The sequence below is a fragment of the Pelagibius marinus genome, from assembly GCF_014925385.1.
GTDB classification, from domain to species: Bacteria; Pseudomonadota; Alphaproteobacteria; order Kiloniellales; family Kiloniellaceae; genus Pelagibius; species Pelagibius marinus.
This window is the reverse complement of the sequence record NZ_JACSDK010000022.1, coordinates 52,398-68,346: the sequence shown is the minus strand read 5'-3', so window position 1 is coordinate 68,346 and position 15,949 is coordinate 52,398. Positions and strand designations below refer to the sequence as shown.

Annotated in this window: 16 protein-coding genes and 2 tRNA genes; 10 read left to right on the top strand and 8 right to left on the bottom strand. The window is 64.3% G+C overall.

What is annotated here, in order from left to right; genetic code table 11:
* Nucleotides 1-158: 158 nt before the first annotated feature.
* From H7X47_RS25155 to H7X47_RS25145, 3 genes are all read right to left on the bottom strand, one after another.
* The gene (locus H7X47_RS25155) at nucleotides 159-491 is read right to left on the bottom strand and encodes a nucleotidyltransferase family protein (protein ID WP_193371539.1); all 333 of its coding nucleotides are present in this window, start codon (nucleotides 489-491) and stop codon (nucleotides 159-161) included.
* Nucleotides 492-687: 196 nt separating this feature from the next.
* A complete protein-coding gene (locus tag H7X47_RS25150) occupies nucleotides 688-1,326 on the bottom strand; it encodes a nucleotidyl transferase AbiEii/AbiGii toxin family protein (RefSeq protein WP_193371538.1) in 639 nt (212 codons plus the stop codon).
* Nucleotides 1,316-1,777, bottom strand: a complete 462-nt coding sequence (locus H7X47_RS25145; protein ID WP_193371537.1) for a hypothetical protein — start codon at nucleotides 1,775-1,777, stop codon at nucleotides 1,316-1,318. Before H7X47_RS25145 ends, H7X47_RS25150 begins: the two co-directional genes overlap by 11 nt.
* A gap of 445 nt (nucleotides 1,778-2,222) precedes the next feature.
* Between H7X47_RS25145 and H7X47_RS25140 the strand changes: the two genes are divergently transcribed.
* Nucleotides 2,223-2,510: a hypothetical protein gene (locus H7X47_RS25140; protein ID WP_193371536.1), complete on the top strand. Its 288-nt coding sequence runs from the start codon at nucleotides 2,223-2,225 to the stop codon at nucleotides 2,508-2,510.
* Complete coding sequence (locus H7X47_RS26405; RefSeq protein ID WP_193371535.1) at nucleotides 2,507-3,670, top strand: tyrosine-type recombinase/integrase; 1,164 nt, start codon at nucleotides 2,507-2,509, stop codon at nucleotides 3,668-3,670. The genes H7X47_RS25140 and H7X47_RS26405 overlap by 4 nt, the downstream gene beginning before the upstream one ends.
* 4 nt (nucleotides 3,671-3,674) lie before the next feature.
* Here the strand turns inward: H7X47_RS26405 and H7X47_RS25130 are convergent.
* From H7X47_RS25130 to H7X47_RS25115, 4 genes are all read right to left on the bottom strand, one after another.
* A tRNA-Arg gene (locus tag H7X47_RS25130) sits at nucleotides 3,675-3,751 on the bottom strand.
* 58 nt (nucleotides 3,752-3,809) lie between these two features.
* A complete protein-coding gene (locus H7X47_RS25125) occupies nucleotides 3,810-4,115 on the bottom strand; it encodes an ETC complex I subunit (RefSeq protein WP_193371534.1) in 306 nt (101 codons plus the stop codon).
* Nucleotides 4,116-4,251: 136 nt separating this feature from the next.
* Nucleotides 4,252-4,665 (bottom strand): VOC family protein, encoded by a 414-nt coding sequence (locus H7X47_RS25120; protein WP_193371533.1) that lies wholly within the window; start codon nucleotides 4,663-4,665, stop codon nucleotides 4,252-4,254.
* A 68-nt stretch (nucleotides 4,666-4,733) separates the two neighbouring features.
* Nucleotides 4,734-4,810 (bottom strand) — tRNA-Pro (locus H7X47_RS25115).
* Between the two features lie 144 nt (nucleotides 4,811-4,954).
* On the opposite strand from H7X47_RS25115, the gene H7X47_RS25110 reads away from it, so the two are divergent.
* Nucleotides 4,955-6,052: a glycosyltransferase family protein gene (locus H7X47_RS25110; protein ID WP_193371532.1), complete on the top strand. Its 1,098-nt coding sequence runs from the start codon at nucleotides 4,955-4,957 to the stop codon at nucleotides 6,050-6,052.
* A complete protein-coding gene (locus H7X47_RS25105) occupies nucleotides 5,989-7,212 on the top strand; it encodes an O-antigen ligase family protein (RefSeq protein WP_193371531.1) in 1,224 nt (407 codons plus the stop codon). The genes H7X47_RS25110 and H7X47_RS25105 overlap by 64 nt, the downstream gene beginning before the upstream one ends.
* Here H7X47_RS25105 and H7X47_RS25100 read toward each other — a convergent pair.
* Nucleotides 7,207-7,971 carry a polyphosphate kinase 2 family protein gene (locus H7X47_RS25100; protein ID WP_227010798.1) on the bottom strand — a complete coding sequence of 255 codons (765 nt, stop codon included), beginning with the start codon at nucleotides 7,969-7,971 and terminating at the stop codon, nucleotides 7,207-7,209. The two genes, H7X47_RS25105 and H7X47_RS25100, sit on opposite strands and share 6 nt — an antisense overlap.
* A 419-nt stretch (nucleotides 7,972-8,390) precedes the next feature.
* On the opposite strand from H7X47_RS25100, the gene H7X47_RS25095 reads away from it, so the two are divergent.
* The 6 genes from H7X47_RS25095 to H7X47_RS25070 all read left to right on the top strand — a co-directional run bounded on the left by H7X47_RS25095 (nucleotide 8,391) and on the right by H7X47_RS25070 (nucleotide 15,906).
* On the top strand, nucleotides 8,391-10,367 hold the full coding sequence (locus H7X47_RS25095; protein WP_193371530.1) for a hypothetical protein: 1,977 nt from the start codon (nucleotides 8,391-8,393) through the stop codon (nucleotides 10,365-10,367).
* A gap of 10 nt (nucleotides 10,368-10,377) precedes the next feature.
* Entirely contained in the window at nucleotides 10,378-11,601 is a 1,224-nt protein-coding gene (locus tag H7X47_RS25090) for a hypothetical protein (protein ID WP_193371529.1), read from the top strand.
* A gap of 149 nt (nucleotides 11,602-11,750) precedes the next feature.
* On the top strand, nucleotides 11,751-12,959 hold the full coding sequence (locus tag H7X47_RS25085) for a hypothetical protein (protein WP_193371528.1): 1,209 nt from the start codon (nucleotides 11,751-11,753) through the stop codon (nucleotides 12,957-12,959).
* A 54-nt stretch (nucleotides 12,960-13,013) separates the two neighbouring features.
* Entirely contained in the window at nucleotides 13,014-13,568 is a 555-nt protein-coding gene (locus tag H7X47_RS25080) for an RNA polymerase sigma factor (RefSeq protein ID WP_193371527.1), read from the top strand.
* A complete protein-coding gene (locus tag H7X47_RS25075) occupies nucleotides 13,565-14,197 on the top strand; it encodes a hypothetical protein (RefSeq protein WP_193371526.1) in 633 nt (210 codons plus the stop codon). Before H7X47_RS25080 ends, H7X47_RS25075 begins: the two co-directional genes overlap by 4 nt.
* Before the next feature lie 5 nt (nucleotides 14,198-14,202).
* Nucleotides 14,203-15,906 carry a S8 family serine peptidase gene (locus H7X47_RS25070; RefSeq protein WP_193371525.1) on the top strand — a complete coding sequence of 568 codons (1,704 nt, stop codon included), beginning with the start codon at nucleotides 14,203-14,205 and terminating at the stop codon, nucleotides 15,904-15,906.
* Nucleotides 15,907-15,949 lie beyond the last annotated feature (43 nt).

Sequence of the window (15,949 nt, the reverse complement as noted above, 5' to 3'; positions counted from 1 at the left end):
CCCGCCCCACCCCCGGGGGGGGGGGGAGAGCCCGCCAAAACCCCCCCCGGGCCCCGGGGGGGGGGGGCTTTTCGCGGCTGGCCTGAGCGGAAACCGCGCCGCGCCCCCACCCCAGGTAAGGGTGGGGGCGGCTGTTCAATTCACCCCGGCGGCACCATTCATCCCATTGAAATCACTTCAGAAATTGGCATCGCCTCAAATCGGCATCCTGCAATGTCTTGCATGCGCGCCAGCTGCATCGCTGGTTCTCTGCGGAGCTTGTCAAAAATAGTGTTCCTACGCTTAAGCCGCTGGGCAACGGTTATGGGCCTGTCTTTGGCCCTGCGTCGCAGGCTGGCTTGGAACGTGTTCAGCACCCATAGATGGCTAGCGCGCCAGTTCTCTACAATCTCGATGTCTCGCGGTTCAGGATCGCCACCCGCCGCTCGGATGCGGTTGCCTGCGCGGTTCACCTCGCTCTTACTGCGTGCGGGAGGAATTGCCTTAAACATTGCGCCTCCGGTCCGAGATATCTTCTAGTGAGCTACAAGTAGGTCTGCTTCATTGGCTGCTTTCAATTTCCTTTATAGGTGGCTGTAGCATGACTCAAAGAACGTCCGAGAGCGCATTGCGATCGCGAAGCCTCCGGATGAGGGCGTCAGCCAATCGCGACGCATCCCGAGATCGGATTCACCGAAGGGGACCAGCTCAGCCTGTTGAGCGTGTTCGATGCGTCCAGTCGTTTAAGAAGACCATGGTTGCCTCAATAGCGGTCTTCGTTAGGTATTTTTGACCACGTTCCGTTGGATTAACGTCTTCGGCCACCAGGGTTTCGTAGCTGGAAGAAAGCGCGTCGATGCGATCCAGCAACTTACCGAGCTTGTCTTCTACATCGGGCAGGCACGACCTCAATCTCTCTCCATCATGATCGATAACTGCTGCCAGGTCGAAGACGTCGCGCACCTTGAAGTGTGACGGCCTGTAGAAGATTTTCTTGATGGCCGCTTCCCATGGCGTGTCAATGAGAATGGTTCTGCCTTCAAACTCCCACGGCTGAGTCGGCTCGTCCGTTCGCCTTCCCCCAACGATGAAGTCGATCTCGCCTTGTTCCAGTTCCAGCTTCAGATAATGCCCTGGGAACTGATAGCTATGTTCCCCAAGAAGCTCCTTTGTCGTTGGATTCTTGCTCGGGGATAGAGCGGTAACGGCTTCAGCGTCCGAGACGAAGATATCGATGTCGTAACTGACGCGATGTTCGTAGAAGACAGCTAGAGCCGTACCGCCGCCGAACGTCCATTTCGGCGTTTCCGTCAGTGTGTCGAGCAGCGCGATGGCATCATGCAGCAATCTTCGCCAGTCGGAAGTCTGCCATTTCCTTGATCCAGCTGACGTTCCTGGCATCCGTTACTCCCCAGCTGCGCGCAGCTCTGTATAGGTCCTCAAAGCTGACGACACCCGCCAGCACAAGGTCGTGAATGGCCTCCACTGAAACTTCGTCAAAAAAGGCTTCGATATGAGGAAGCCACCTCGTCTCAGGTTGGCCCGTCGTCAAACAATGAACAAAGCTTTTGGCATCGATGGGGTAAGGGCGCGGAGCATTGATTGTCGCAAGTATGAACCTGATCTGCCTCTCCGCCTCCGATGCCTTCTCGAACACACCTTTAAGCTTCCTGCTCAATAGCCTGACATCTTCAGTAGCAAGGGCGGGCACCTGGACTTCAACTCGGTTGATGCCACGATCTCTCTTCTGACGTTTCCGATATTTCTGGACCCGCCGCGCGGCCGTACGGTCTGTCATGGTGCCCTCCAAAGCTTTGTCGCAGTTTACCGTAACCGGATTACGGACTCAAGACGTAATCCGGTTACGGATTTCCCGCCTTTGCCAGCGAATACCAATGTATTCTCACCGATTGGAGCCGCATGGCGAATTCGCCGAGAGAATGGGGCGAGGCTGCTCGATCAGCGCCTCCTTCCCAGTACCATCCGCACGGCCCCTTTACGCACAATATATGGCGCCAAAATGCAACCAGGGCGCTAGATCTTGTGACTCATAAACCTCCTATTAATGGACCAGATTCTACCCTTGGCAAATGCGATCCGGACTACTGATCAACCATTTCTTGGACGAACCCAGCGCCGTCAGTGGCGCCAACTCGCCACCGCCGTGAGCCAACTGAAGGCCAAAGAAGCCCTCGAAAGACCGCTTTCGGCTAAGAACACTTACCGTGGGGCAGTAGTGCAGGATGCCAGAAAAGCAGGAAATTTCGCCGGGGCGTCAGCGTTTCGCGCCTAATTGGCCCCAATTGATGACGCCCAGGACGTTGGCCAGTTACCTCGACTGCGCCCAGTCCAGCGGCAACTTGGACCGCACTTTCAAAGAGTGGCGTGACACGCCTGGCTTCCCTCGACCGGACGCAAAAACCGGGAAGTACTACCGACCGGCGATTGATAAGTTCCTCGCTCGCCATTTCGGTTATGCTGACTCAATTAGAATTATGAAGGCCGAGCTCGACAAGGAGTTTGCGGAGTGACCGAGACAGACCTAGGAGGCAAGAAGCCGCCCTATGTCATTGAGAAAAGGTCTGGTTTTTACTGGCAGCCGAGGGGAAAAGTGAGGCTGATAAGCCCGCCTTGTGAGCTCGGAACCGTTCGCATTGAGGCGTACTTGAAGGGCTGGCGCCTCTACTATGACGCAAAGTCGGGCCTCAAGAAGGCTTCTTCCCAGATGCGGCCCTACAGCGTCTCATGGGCGGCTGAAAAATGGCGCCAAAGTCGGGACTTCTGCACGAAGGCCGACGGCAAGCCCAAGCAGCCCGCGACCATGAATTATCACCACGAGGGCCTGAAAATCATCGAGGCCTGCATCGGAGATAAAGACCTCAGAGCACTTGAACGGCGCCACGTCAAAAGATGGCGGGAACAGCTTCAGGCAGACGGCAAGTTCTCGAACGCAGTTAAGGTCATCAAGACCCTACGGGCGTTCTACAGCTTCTGCATCGATGAAGGCTGGTACAAGGGACAGAATCCGGCCAGCAAGATGAAAATACATCTGCCTGCCAAGCAAAGCTATGTGCCCTGGACTTGGCCCCGGGTCCTCGCCTTCTATGAAAAAGCCGTCGAGATCGGCCGGCCGTCAGTCGGCCCGGCTGTGGCCCTTATCTACGACTCCGCACAAAACCCCGTCGACGTCTTGGCCCTTGAGTGGCCGCAAGGTGAAGACGGTGTCATGCAGCTTTATAACGAAGGCCGGCCCGTGTACCGACCCGAGGAGGGCGAACTCGACATGGCTCGCCAAAAGACCGGTGTCGGCAATCTCATCCCCCTATCCCAATGGGCCCGGGAGCTCTTGGATGCCATCCCGGAGGAAGAGCGCCGTGGAGGCATAGTCGTCAGCGAGGAGACCGGCGAACGCTATACCAGGCGGAACTTTGCCGCCTGGGTCCAGAAGATCCGCAAGAAGGCTGGCCTGCCAGAGGAACTCAAAGCCGGCAACCTACGCCACGAGGCGGGACAGGAAGCAGACGATGGCGGGGCCTCGGCCGAGGAAATTCAGAGCCTGCTTCAGCATGCCCGTATTGGCACCCAGCGCTTCTACACGCGGCGCCGGCGGGCCGGCGAAGCCCAGGCTGCCCGCGAACAGGCCAGGAACAGGGCACTGAAAAGTCTGAAAGCCGATTCCCAAAAAGTCTGAAAGTTGGTGCGCCCGGCAGGACTTGAACCTGCGACCCCATGCTTAGAAGGCACGTGCTCTATCCAACTGAGCTACGGGCGCTGGGAGGCTTGCTCCGGGTCACTGGCGAGCCGCGCGGCCCGATGCCCCGCGGCGTTCCTCAATGGGTCCAGCGGCCCAGGCGGTCGTATCTGAAATTATCCGCGTAAGCCTTTGGTTTTACTTTTCTTTCGTGCGGCCGCTCGACGTTGTACATGAGGCCTTCCTTCTGCGCGTAGGCGATCGCCTCCTCCAGCGTGTCGAAGCGCAGGCGCAGCTGAGCGCGGGTGTCGGCGGAGGACGTCCAGCCCATCAGCGGCTCGACCTCGCGGGCGGCCTGGGGCTCGAACTCCATGGTCCACTGCTTGGTGGTGGCCCGTCCCGACTGCATCGCGGTCTTCGGCGGCTGAAAGATGCGTACTTGCATGGCTGCCCCTGCACCCCTTGAGGATCAACGTCCTGAAAATCAGCGTCTTTCTGCGGCCCGGACCGCCGGTCCGGCGCCGCTTGATTCGCGCCGCATGATAGCCGCTGACCGGCCCCACGCAACGACTTTGATGGCCTTAAAGCTGGGCCAGAGCCGGCTCGTCGGGCACCTCGGCGGCCTCGGCGGCGGCGAAGTCCACGTGGATGTGGTTGCCGTCGGGGTCGTGGATATTGACCTGGATGATGCCGAAGTCCTGGATGACGCCGATGCGGTAGGCCTCGCCGCGCGCCTTCAGCAGGGCCAGGAAATCCGCCAGGCCCGAGGCCTGGAAGGCGAAGTGCTCCAGGCGCAGCTCCCCCTCGGGGGCCGGCTGTCGGGCCACCTCCACCAGATGCACCGTCGCCTCGCCGCCGCAGTAGAGCCAGGCGCCGCCGAAACCGAAGGCCGGGCGCGGGCCCTCGGTCATGCCCAGAACCTCGATGTAGAACGCGCACATTTCCGCAAGGCGGGCGGTGCGGAGGTTGACGTGATCGAGCTTGGCGAGCGCCATGAATTTGCTCCCGGCTGATGCTGTGCCGGCGCCGCGGCGGGTCCGGCGGCCCCGGGAGATGTGTCGGGTGGTCGGGGCGAGAGGATTCGAACCTCCGACATCCTGCTCCCAAAGCAGGCACTCTACCAGGCTGAGCTACGCCCCGATGCGCGGAAAACCTAGGGTCTCGCCCCGCATTTGGCAACGACAAAGCGCCCCTGGCGGCCCCGGCGCCAAGCCTCTTGCACCGGCGCGGCGGCCATTTAGTCTAAGCTGCGCCGAGTCGCCCCGCACAACCATACCGGCCTTCATGAACGCCTCGCCCCTGCCCTCCCGCGATCACACCGGCCGCAAGGTCCTAGTTGTCGGCAACGTTTTCGGGCGCGAACTGGGCGAAGACTACTACATGATCATGCCCAAGCTGCTGCACGGCTTTATCCGCCTGGGCTGCAACCTGCATGTCTTCAACGACCGCGAGGTGGCGCGCGGCTCCACTCCCTTCCTCTCCACCGGCCCGGGGCGGCGCGCCGCAAACCGCAAGCTGATCGAGACCGCCCGCAACTTCCGCCCGGACCTGCTGCTGATGGGCCATTGCGAGATCATCGAGAACGCGACGCTGGAGACCCTGCGCCAAGAGAACCCCGGCCTGCGCATTGCCTTTCGCAACGTCGACACTCTGACCGACGCGGCCAACCGCGGGCGCCTGCTGCGCCGCGCAGACAGCGTCGATGCCATCTTCGTCACCACGGCCGCCCCGATCCACGGCGTGGCACCTGACCGTCGCGCCAAGGTCTACTTCATGCCGAACCCGGTGGACCCGGCGATCGACATCGGCCGCGCCTTCGCGCACAGCGATCAGGACTTCGACCTCTTCTTCGCCGTCAGCCCCGGCGGCGACGCGAGGGTGCAGTTCCTGCAGCAGGCGCTGGAGCGACTGCCCGCGCTGAAAGCCGACATCCGCGGCTTGCCGGGCAGCCCCCCGCTGCGCGGGGCAGCCTTCCTGGAGGCCATGAACAACGCCCGCATGGGTTTCAACATGAGCCGTCCGGACAACGTCTACCTCTATGCCTCCGACCGCATGAGCCAGTTGCTGGGCAACGGCCTGCTGACCTTCGTCTCGCGCAGCACCGGATTTCAGGACCTGTTCAGCGAAGACCAGATCGCTTTTTTCGATGGCCTGGAGGAGCTGGTCGACAAGCTGGACCACTTCGCCCGTCAGGATGCACGGCGCCGCAGCGTCGCCGAGGCCGGCTGGCGCGCCGCCCATTCCATGTTTGCGTCGCACCGCGTCGCGAAGTACATCCTGGAACGCAGTTTCGCCCAGCCCCCTTCCGAGTCCTATCCTTGGCCGACAGAGAACACGGAACCCGCAGCGGACCTACCCCCGCAAGAAAGCTCTATCGCGTAGTCACGCGCATCGATGTCCTTTCGGCGGTCTACATCCTGCTGCTTTGCGCCGCCTTCGTGCTGGAGACTCGCGGGCACCGTAACCTCTTCTACGTCCTGGGCCTGCCGGTCTTCCTGGTAAACCTCTACGCGCTCGACGCCGGCCGCCTTTGGGATTCGCGACTGGTTCGCCTGGCGGCGGTCTACGCCGGCTATTTCCTGGCCGCAGGATTCTTCGGCGAGGGCTTCGACTGGGACGAGATGGCCGATCTGCTGCGCGTAACGGCGCTGCTGGCCGTCTTCTTCGCCATTACCGTGCTGCTGGCCGCCCGCGAGCCCGGCCTGGAGCGGCGGCTGTCCTTCTGGCTCGCCTTGACCGCTGCGGCCACGCTGCTGGTGCTCTTCGCCGGCGCGGCGTCCGGCCTGAATACTCAGGGATGGCGCTTCACCGCCTTCGGGCTCGCTTCCCAACCGGTGATCGGGGCGACGCTTTACGGCTTCGTGGCCCTGCTGAGCGCCTTCGTCCTGCTGCCGCGCGCCGCGAGCTGGCCGGAACGCCTTCTGTGGCTCGGCGTGATCGCCATTTGTGTCCTGTTCATGCTGCTGACGAGCAGCCGGGGCCCCTTGCTGGCCCTGACGCTCGCCCTAGCCCTCGGTCTGCTGACCGCCGACCGGCGGATCGCGCTCGCCGTCCTCGCCCTGACCGCCGCCGCGGCCCTTGCCGCGGTCCTGACGGATCAACGACCGATTACGCTGCTCTACGAAAGAGCCCAGAGCGGCCACTTCGAACTGTGGCAGCAGGCTCTGGCGGCTATCGCCGAGCGCCCCTGGTTCGGCTACGGCAGCCTCACGGACATCACCTTCACCGGCAAGCAAGGCCCCCAGCGTTCGCCGCACAACCTGGTCCTGGCCAACCAGATCTACGGCGGCCTGCCGGCCACCCTGCTGTTCACCGCGCTGATCGGCTATGCGCTCTGGCTCGCCCTGGGGCGGCTGCGCCGCGGCCAGGCCATCTACCTCATGCTGCTGGCCTACGGATTCGGCGCCTCGCTCTTCGATTCACGCAGCCTGCTGCAGAACCTGGGGCGTGAGTGGATCACCCTGTGGCTGCCGATCGCGCTGCTGGCCGCCGGGGAACTGCGCGGCGGCAAGACCGCGGAGAGCTCCAGCCCACCCTCATAGGCCATCGGGCAAACTCCCGAACACGGCCCGCGCCAGCGCCTTGGCCTCCTCGTCCATGGGCCGAGGGCCGAGGTCGACACCGCGGGACAGGGTCTCCGTGACCACCCTCAGGGCTTCGATCCGGGCGTACTTCTTGTCGTTCGCGGCGATGACGTGCCAGGGCGCCCGTACCGTCGAGGTGCGCGTGATCATGTCGTCGATCGCCTTTTCATAGTCCGGCCGGCGATTGCGGTTGCGGAAGTCTTCATAGGTCAGCTTCCAGCGCTTCATGGGATCGGCCAGGCGCTGCTCAAAGCGGGTGAGCTGCTCCTCCGGCGTGATGTGCAGGAAGATCTTCACGATCCGGGCACCATCGTCGATCAGCATCCGCTCGAACTCGTTGATCTCCCGGTAGGCGCGCTTCCACGCTTCCTGGGCGGCCAGCTTTTCCACACGCTCCACCAGAACCCGCCCGTACCAGGAGCGGTCGAAGACCGAGATGGCGCCGACCGGCGGCACCCTCTCCCAGAAGCGGTAGAGGAAGTGGCGCTCCTTGTCGACGTCACGCGGCGCGGCAATGGGCCAGACCTTGAAACCGCGGGGATCCATGACCGCACTCATCCGGCGGATCGTCCCGCCCTTGCCCCCGGCGTCCCAGCCCTCGAAGACGATAATCCCCCGGTCGCCGGTGGCCAGATAGGCCTGCTGGATTTGACGCAGGCGCAGTTGTTCTTCGGTCAGCTTCTTTTGATAGGCGCTCTTGCCGATGGTTTTATCCATCTTTACCTGGGAAAGCCGGAAAATTTCCTTCCTTCTCGCCTTATTCTTCATTTCAGCACTCATTGTGCGGTTTTCCCCTCACTGACCCCGGATCGGCAAAATTGCCCGGGTTTCTGGAGGTTAGCGCATAGTCTCGACGACCCAAAGCGGTAGCCCTGAAGCCCCAGCCGGCAAGAAATTCAGTACTAGAGGCAACCTCGCTCTTCCTTCCAGGCAACTTTCAGGATAATAGGATGCGCGTGACGTGGGAGAGTCGCCCTTAAATTCGATCGCCGGGGGGTGGACCGAAAGGTAGGGCAATGCGGGAATGTAGGCGTGGTGCGCAGGGCATCAGGCATTCTTTTGTGCTACCTGGCCGCAAAGCGGCCAGGGGTTATTCCACTCGTTCCACCACCGGGCTGGCGACGATTTTTCTGGCTTTGGCCCTTTGCGGGGCCCCGCCGGCCCTGGCGCAAGGCGACTGGGTGCCGGAGCTGGAAGCGACTCCCTCCGAGAGCCGGGGGCGCAGCGATCCCATCGTCATTCTGCTGCCGGCCGACCTTGACCCGGCAATCTACCAGAACCTCGCGGTCGAGCTGGACGACATCGACGTCACCGCCTTCGTTCTGGTTGAGAACGCACGCCTGGTCGTTACGCCACCGGAGACGCTTTCAACCGGCAGCCACAGCCTGCGCCTCGTAGAGCGCGGCGGCGACGGTTCGATCCTTGAGCGCGGCTACTGGAGCCTGGACGTCCGTCATTCAGAGCTGATCCGGGACCTGTCAGTGAACGCCAACCTGGCCGGCGAGGTGAATACCCGCTTTGCCGAAAACGGCATCGATACCCCGCCTCAGCACGTGACGGGAGAGAGCGCCGGCACCGCCGAGGCCTCAGCCGGTGACGAGCACTGGCGCATCTCGGCCCAAGGCAGCTACCTCTACAACAGCCAGATCGACCTGGGCATCGACGGGCGCAACTTCGATTTCAGTGAATACCGGATCGACGGCGACTACGAGCAGGACAGCTTCTTCGCCGGCTTCACCGCCGGTGACCACGACACCGGCATCGACAACCTGATCATGTCCGGATTCTATCGCCGCGGCGTCTCCCTGCGGACCGGCCTTGCCGACGACCGGCTTTCCGTCACCGGCTTCGTGCAGAGCACCGAAGCCCTGGTAGGCACCCGCCACGAGCTCGGCATCAGCCGCAACGAGGAAAGGGTCGAAGGCGCCTCCGTCTCGGTGCGTCCGATCGAAGCCCTGAAGGACAACATTGTCCTGACCGGCACTTTCTATACCGGCGAAGGCGGCGACGGCGGCTTCGGCATCGGTAGCGACGAGGTGGTCAACGAAGGCGACGGCTGGTCGATCGCCGCGGACACGTTGTGGTTCGACGAGGCCCTGCGCCTGCGCGGCGAGTATGCACAGACCAACTTCGATTTCGACGGCAAGGACCAGGGCTTCGATGCCGAAACCGCCGACGCTTACTCCGTGCTGGCCTCACTCGAGCCGCTGCGCGGCGCCACCCTGGACGGCAGCGTCTTCACCTGGACCATCGGCGTGCAGCGCGACCAGGTTGATACCTTCTTCAGCAGCCTGGCCAACCCCTACCTGGAACCCGACCGCGAGACGACGTCGGTCTACACGGATTTCCTCTGGGACGAGTTCTCCGCGCAGTTGCGCGTCGACCACCAGGTCAACAACGTCGATGACCTGGACTACCTGCCGACCGACCGCAATATCAACATCTACTTCAACGGCAACTACACACCCTACATCGAGCCGCTGGAAGACGGCTCCCTGCCGTGGTACGGCCAGCCCTTCTTCGGCATTTCGGCCTCTTGGTACGAGATCGACCGGATCGACAAGTCGCAGGACTCTCCCAACGACGACGCCAACAATTCGACACGCTCTCTCACCTTGAGCACCGGCGCCAACTACGAAACCTGGAACTGGAACCTCTCGCACACGATCTATTCCTTCGAGGACCATGTCGACCTGAGCAGCGACACGCGCAACAACAGCACCGGCCTCAGCGCCTACTTCCTGGTCGACGACTGGCTGACGCTACAGCCCAGCGTCCAGTGGGACAACTTCGAGGACCTCGACACCGGCGACGACAATCAGAGCCTGCTGCTGAACCTCGGCGCCAATGTCACAGTGATTCCGGAAACGCTGGACGCTACGCTGTATTACTCTCTGAACCACCGGATGGGCGACGGCGACACACCTGATACCAACAGCTTGAACGGCGAGGTGGTGTGGACACTGCGCCAAGCCGATGTAAACAGGCTCGGCATCGCCGTGGCGGTTACCGGCCACATCCAGGACACCAACGACGATTTCGACAACCCCGAAGACGACTTGCAATATCAAGCGTTTACCTCCCTCCGTCTGTCATTGCCCGTGGCCTATTGAGAGCGTCCCGATGAAACTTCGCTTCCTCCCTCTCGCTCTCGTTTTCCTGGTCACGGCAAGCGCGCTGCTGCTCGCCCCTGGCGCCTTCGCCGGTATCTTGAGCGTGGACACGACCCAGGCCCGTATCCCGGTTTCCAGTGTCGGTCCGAGCACGGTGACCGTCACCTGGCAGGTGCTCCGTTTGGGGGGCTCGGCGCCCTCCAATCCCGGGACCATCAGCTCGCCGAGCGGGACCTTGATCGTCAATGGCACCGTCCTGGCGACCAACCAACGCCCGCTTTCACGCTTTGCACCCGGACCGCCGGCCACCACGGAGTCCCTGATATTCACCGAAACCTTTACCGTGCCGCAGGCCGTGGCTTTCCGCGCCATCAAGTCCGGCGTGCCGATCGTCTATCAGCGAACCTTCACCGACAGCCTCCCTACCACACCTCCTTCCAGCCTGTCCGGCACCACCCTGCTGACGCCCTCCGGTCCCGGTTCGGCGCCCTTCAACGTCAGTCGCATGGAGCTGCGCTTCGACGACGGCTCCCGCTTCAAAGTGCTCCCCAAGGGCCGGCGCCTGCGCGCCGTCGCCCGCCTCAACACCTCGGGGAACGGCCTGATCCGGGGTCAATGGGAGATCGCCACGGCGGCGACGACGGCCGGGACGCCGGTATTCCGGACCTTGGCCCTGGTGCGCCGGCCCGTGGCGGGCGGCCGCCCGGTAACCATCACCAGCCCGCCGCTGCCCACCCGCTTCGAGGGCAATAACCTGGTGAGGTTGAGGCTGGACGACCCGGAAGTCCTCTTCGACGAGCCGCAGCTCCAGTATTACGTGACGCCGGAGAGCCCGCTGCCGCAGCGGCGGGATCCCCAGCCCATGCTGGTCACCTCGCCCAGCCTCGGCACGCCGCTGACGCTCACCACGCGCTTTTCCTGGCAGGCGCTGCCCGGCGCCCATCTCTACAAGCTGGAGATTTTCGGCGCGCCGCCCGGCCCGGGGGACAATGTGGCGACCAACGAGGTGGTGACCGACGTGCCGCTGGACCGCGCGCCAAACGTCGAGAGTGTCCGAGGCCTCACGCCTCTGACCGGCATCGTGGTCCCGGCCGCGGTGACCGAGGTCCGTTTGCAGGATTTCACCCTGGAGCACCTGCCCGGCGACCGCCGCTATGAATGGTCGGTCAAGGCGCTGGACAAGGAAGGCGCGGTCATCGGCAGGAGCCCGGCACGGGAGATTTACAAACCTTGAGGCCGCCCGCCGCTCATTGAACCTCCCCCCTGGTCACAACGACAAACGGGGAGCAAGAGCAGCGGCGGGAGCCTGCCCGGCAGCCGATCCGTTGCCCTTGCACGAGAGCTTTCAAGAGCAAGGACAACCGTTAGCCAAGGAATATGACCATGGGCGCCCGAAACCTCCGACTCCCCGCCGTGCTGGCCGCTGCACTGGCCACCATGACCATCGCGCTGCCGCAGGCAGAAGCCTATATCAACGACGTCACCCCCTCGCCCGCCAAGGCGCGGATTGCGAGCGTCGGACCGGCTACGGTCGCCGTGAACTGGAACGTCGAGCGGATTTCCCCCGACACGCCCAATCCGGGCACCGTTTCGTCTTCGGCGGTTCAGGTGTTCATCGACGGCATTTCCGCGGGCAACCTGCCCCGCAGCGTGTCCCAGACCACCAAGGGCGAGGTGTACTCGGAAATCTTGCGCCTCCGCGAGGTGGTCATGATCCCCCAGGCAATGGTTTACCGCGCCGTCAAGGAAGGCGCCTCGCTGACCCTGCGCCGCGTTTTCACGGACACCGCCGACAACTCCACCGAAAACGGTGAGTTCGAGGTGACCCCGACCGGCGAAGGCTCCGTCGCCCTTTCGGTGCAGCGCCTGGAGCTGACGTTCGACGACAAGACGCGCAGCCGTGTGCTGCCGAAAGACAGCGAACTGCGCGTCGTCGCCGAAATCAACACCAGCGGCGTCGGCCTGCTGCAGGCGCAGTGGGAGGTGGCCTCCGCCACTTCCACGGCCGGCGCCCCGATGTTCCATCCCCTCGCCCTGGTGCGCCAGGGCGTCGGCGCCGGCGGGCGCGCGGTGCTGACCAGCCCGCCGCTGCCGACCGGTGCGGAAGGCACCCACCTGGTGCGCCTCAGGATGATCGAGCCCGGCCTGGCCTTCGACGCGCCGACGCTGCAGTACTACGTGACGCCGAAGTCGCGGCCCGCGCCCCTCTCCGCACTGCGGGAGATCCTGTTGACCGGGCCGCGCCCCGGGACACCGCTGACGGCCGAGACCCTCTTTTCCTGGAACGCCCTGGACGGCGCCGATGCCTACCAGCTTTCCTTCTTTGCCGTGCCCAGCGGCCCGGCGGAGCCGCTGGACCCGGCCCGTGACACCCAGGCAACGGCCGAGCAGATGACCGCCAAGACGGTGCCCGCGGGTGAACCCGCCGCGGCCGGAATCTTCGTGCCCGGAGGACGCACTTCTGCGAGTCTGGAGGCCTTTACCCTGGCCCAGCTGGCCGACGGTAAGCGCTACCTCTGGATGGTCACCGCAATTGATGCTAATGGCGCTATTATTGGGACCAGTCCCGCGAGGGAGATCCATAAACCCTAGGCGTCCTGAGGCCCGTCCCGGGCCTGTGGCCGCCGCCAGCCACAGGGGCTACTCTTGACAGAAGACGATCGAGAGCTGCTGAGCCGAATGGCGAACGGCGACGAGTCGGCGATGGACGAGTTTTATCGCCTCTACGAGGGACGCGTTTTCCGTTTTATTCGTTCCAAATTGAACGATTCCTTCGATGCCTCCGACGTACTCAACGAGGTCATGTTCGAAGTCTGGCGCAGCGCCAGCCGCTTTGAAGGCCGATCCTCGGTGAGCACCTGGGTTCTAGGCATCGCTCACCACAAGGCGATCGACCGGATCCGGCGGCGTAAACCAGGAGAGAGCGTGGAGCTGGATCCGGAGATTGCAGAGGACGAATCTCCCAACGCAGCAGAAACGCTCTCAGCGGCCCAGGATGCGGAACAGGTGCGGCACTGTGTTGATCAACTCTCAGAGGCGCACCGCAGCGTGGTCCATCTGGCTTTCTTCGAAGACCTCCCCTACGGGCAGATCGCCGACATCGTCGGCTGCCCCGAGGGCACGGTGAAGACGAGGATGTTTCACGCGAAAAAGGCACTGATGAAGTGCCTTGCGGGGCTCAAAGAGATGGGATTGTCATGATGGCTGACAACGGAAAAAGAGACGAAAACCTGGACCTGCTACTGCCCTGGTACGTCAACGGCACCTTGGAGGCCGGAGAGCGCCAGGCGGTCGAGGCCTACCTGGAAGAAAGCGCCCACGCGCGCGACGAGGTGGAGCTGCTGCGCCAGCTGCGCCAGCAGGTCAAGGAGCAGGCCTTCGAGAACAGCCCCGGCGAGCTGGGCCTGCAGCGCCTGAAGCGCGAGATCAAGCAGGATGCCGAACAGCAGAAGGGCAGCGCCGACAGGATGACCGGCAAGGTCCTGACCGTCGCCAGTTTCTGGCGCCCCCTGGCCGTCGCCGCCTGCCTGGCGATCGTGGTCCAGGCCGGCGTCATGGTCGGCATGAACACCGGCATGATCCCCACGGGTGGCGACGTAACCATCGCCCGCAAGGCCCCTGCGGTGATGCAGGTGACCTTCGCGCCCGACGCCACCGAGCAGGACATCCGCGAAGTGCTGCAGTCGGCCGGCGCCTCCATCGCCGACGGCCCGACGGCGCTGGGCATCTACAACCTGCGCCTGGTCGACCCCAACGCCACCACGGTTGAGGAAGCCCTCGCCGCCCTGCGGGCCAACGACACGGTCGTCACCTTCGCCGACAGGTACTGACTGCCATGGCCGCCGCGCGCGCAGACCGGCTGTCCCGCCTTCGCGGTGGCCTGCTCGGCGGCCTTCTGGTCGCGGCGCTGGCGGCGGTGCTGCCTGCCCAGAACACCGCAAGGGCGCAGAGCTCCACCAGCGCAGCCCAGCAGCCGGTCATCATGGGGATCGGACATACAGGCTGCCTGGAATTCGGCGACCGCGTGAAGGTGCGCGGCCGCCACCTCGGCCGCGCCGCCGGGCGCCTGCTGGTGATCCGCGATCCGAACATCAGCATCGCCCTGCCGGTCTCCTCCTGGAACAACAGGGTGATCCGCGCCACGCTGCCCAAGAGCAAGAAGCTGGAACGCGGCAAGTGGTACGTCCTGGGCATTCAGGAAGCCCGCACCGGAAACTGGCTGTCCGGCCAGGGCCGCCCGGTGCAGATCTGCGAGCAGGCGGACACCCCCGGCATCGACAAGAACAACTCGGCGCAGGTCGACCCCGGCGCCGACCGCGGCAAGGGCCGCGATCCGCTAGGGCGGGAACCCGAGCCCCGCCGCCCGGCGGGAAGCTCGACCACCCCGCCGCAAGGCGCGCAGCCACAGCCCGGCACGCCCCTGCCGCCGGCCAATCAGCCCGCGGCGACCAATCCCGATATCGTGCCCGACGAGGTGCTGGCCATCACCGCCTCGATCGCCGATGCCACGGCCCTGGCTCAGCAGCTCGCCAATCTCGGCTACGCGGTACGCTCGCTGCAGGAGCTCCCGGCGCTGGGTTTCGCCCTGCTGCGCCTCGGCGTGCCCGGCGGCCAGGACGTGCCGGCGGCGCTCGATAGCCTGCGTCAGACTTTCCCGGCCACCCTGTTTGACGCCAATACGCTCTACGAGCCTGATGCCGCATCGCAGACCGGCGCCGCGCCGCGACACTACGCCAAGGCGCTGATCGGCTGGCCCGACGAGAAGCACGCCTGCGAGACCTCCGTCTATGTCGGACTGATCGACACCGCCGTCGACATCGGCCACGAGGCCTTGGCCGACCGCCAGGTCACGGTGCGAAGTTTCATCGCCGGCGGCGTACCGCCGGCGCCGCCCGACCATGGCACCGCCGTAGCCGCCATCATCGTCGGCGCGCCCGGCACGAGCTCCAGCGGACTCCTGCCCGCCGCCCGCCTTTTCGCGGCGGGAATTTTCTCGTTGCGGGACGACAACCGCATCGTCGGAACCACCGACGCCATCGCCCGCTCGGTCGACTGGCTGGGCCAGCAAGGTGTGCGCGTGGTGAACTTAAGCCTGTCGGGACCCGGCAACCAGGTCATGCGCCTGACCGTAGAGCGCGCCCACCAGAGCGGCATGGTGCTGGTCGCCGCGGCCGGCAACGAGGGGCCCAACGCGGCCCCTGTCTACCCCGCCGGCTATGCGCCGGTGGTGGCCGTCACCGCCGTTGACGCCGCCCTGCAACCCTATTCCGAGGCGAACCACGGCGACTACGTAGACTTGGCGGCGCCGGGCGTCGACGTCTGGAGCGCCCGCGGCGGCAAGGGCGGACGCTACAACAGCGGCACTTCCTTCGCCGCGCCCTTCGTCTCGGCCGCGGCCGCCCTTTCGCTCTCCAAAACGCCGGACGCCCCACCCCAGGCGATCCGCGAGAGCCTGCAACAAAGCGCGCGCGACCTCGGCACGCCGGGGCGCGACAGTACCTTCGGCTGGGGCCTGCTGCAGCCCACCGGCGGCTGCTAGACCCACGCCGGAGCGTCTCCACCACCCTACTAGGCACCGCTCC

Excerpts from the sequence above, each read along its gene's own strand:
- H7X47_RS25155 (WP_193371539.1), bottom strand. The coding sequence starts at position 491 with ATGTTTAAGGCAATTCCTCCCGCACGCAGTAAGAGCGAGGTGAACCGC.
- H7X47_RS25145 (WP_193371537.1), bottom strand. The coding sequence starts at position 1,777 with ATGACAGACCGTACGGCCGCGCGGCGGGTCCAGAAATATCGGAAACGT.
- H7X47_RS25140 (WP_193371536.1), top strand. The coding sequence starts at position 2,223 with ATGCCAGAAAAGCAGGAAATTTCGCCGGGGCGTCAGCGTTTCGCGCCT.
- H7X47_RS25125 (WP_193371534.1), bottom strand. The coding sequence starts at position 4,115 with ATGCAAGTACGCATCTTTCAGCCGCCGAAGACCGCGATGCAGTCGGGA.
- H7X47_RS25120 (WP_193371533.1), bottom strand. The coding sequence starts at position 4,665 with ATGGCGCTCGCCAAGCTCGATCACGTCAACCTCCGCACCGCCCGCCTT.
- H7X47_RS25110 (WP_193371532.1), top strand. The coding sequence starts at position 4,955 with ATGAACGCCTCGCCCCTGCCCTCCCGCGATCACACCGGCCGCAAGGTC.
- H7X47_RS25100 (WP_227010798.1), bottom strand. The coding sequence starts at position 7,971 with ATGGATAAAACCATCGGCAAGAGCGCCTATCAAAAGAAGCTGACCGAA.
- H7X47_RS25090 (WP_193371529.1), top strand. The coding sequence starts at position 10,378 with ATGAAACTTCGCTTCCTCCCTCTCGCTCTCGTTTTCCTGGTCACGGCA.
- H7X47_RS25085 (WP_193371528.1), top strand. The coding sequence starts at position 11,751 with ATGGGCGCCCGAAACCTCCGACTCCCCGCCGTGCTGGCCGCTGCACTG.
- H7X47_RS25075 (WP_193371526.1), top strand. The coding sequence starts at position 13,565 with ATGATGGCTGACAACGGAAAAAGAGACGAAAACCTGGACCTGCTACTG.
- H7X47_RS25070 (WP_193371525.1), top strand. The coding sequence starts at position 14,203 with ATGGCCGCCGCGCGCGCAGACCGGCTGTCCCGCCTTCGCGGTGGCCTG.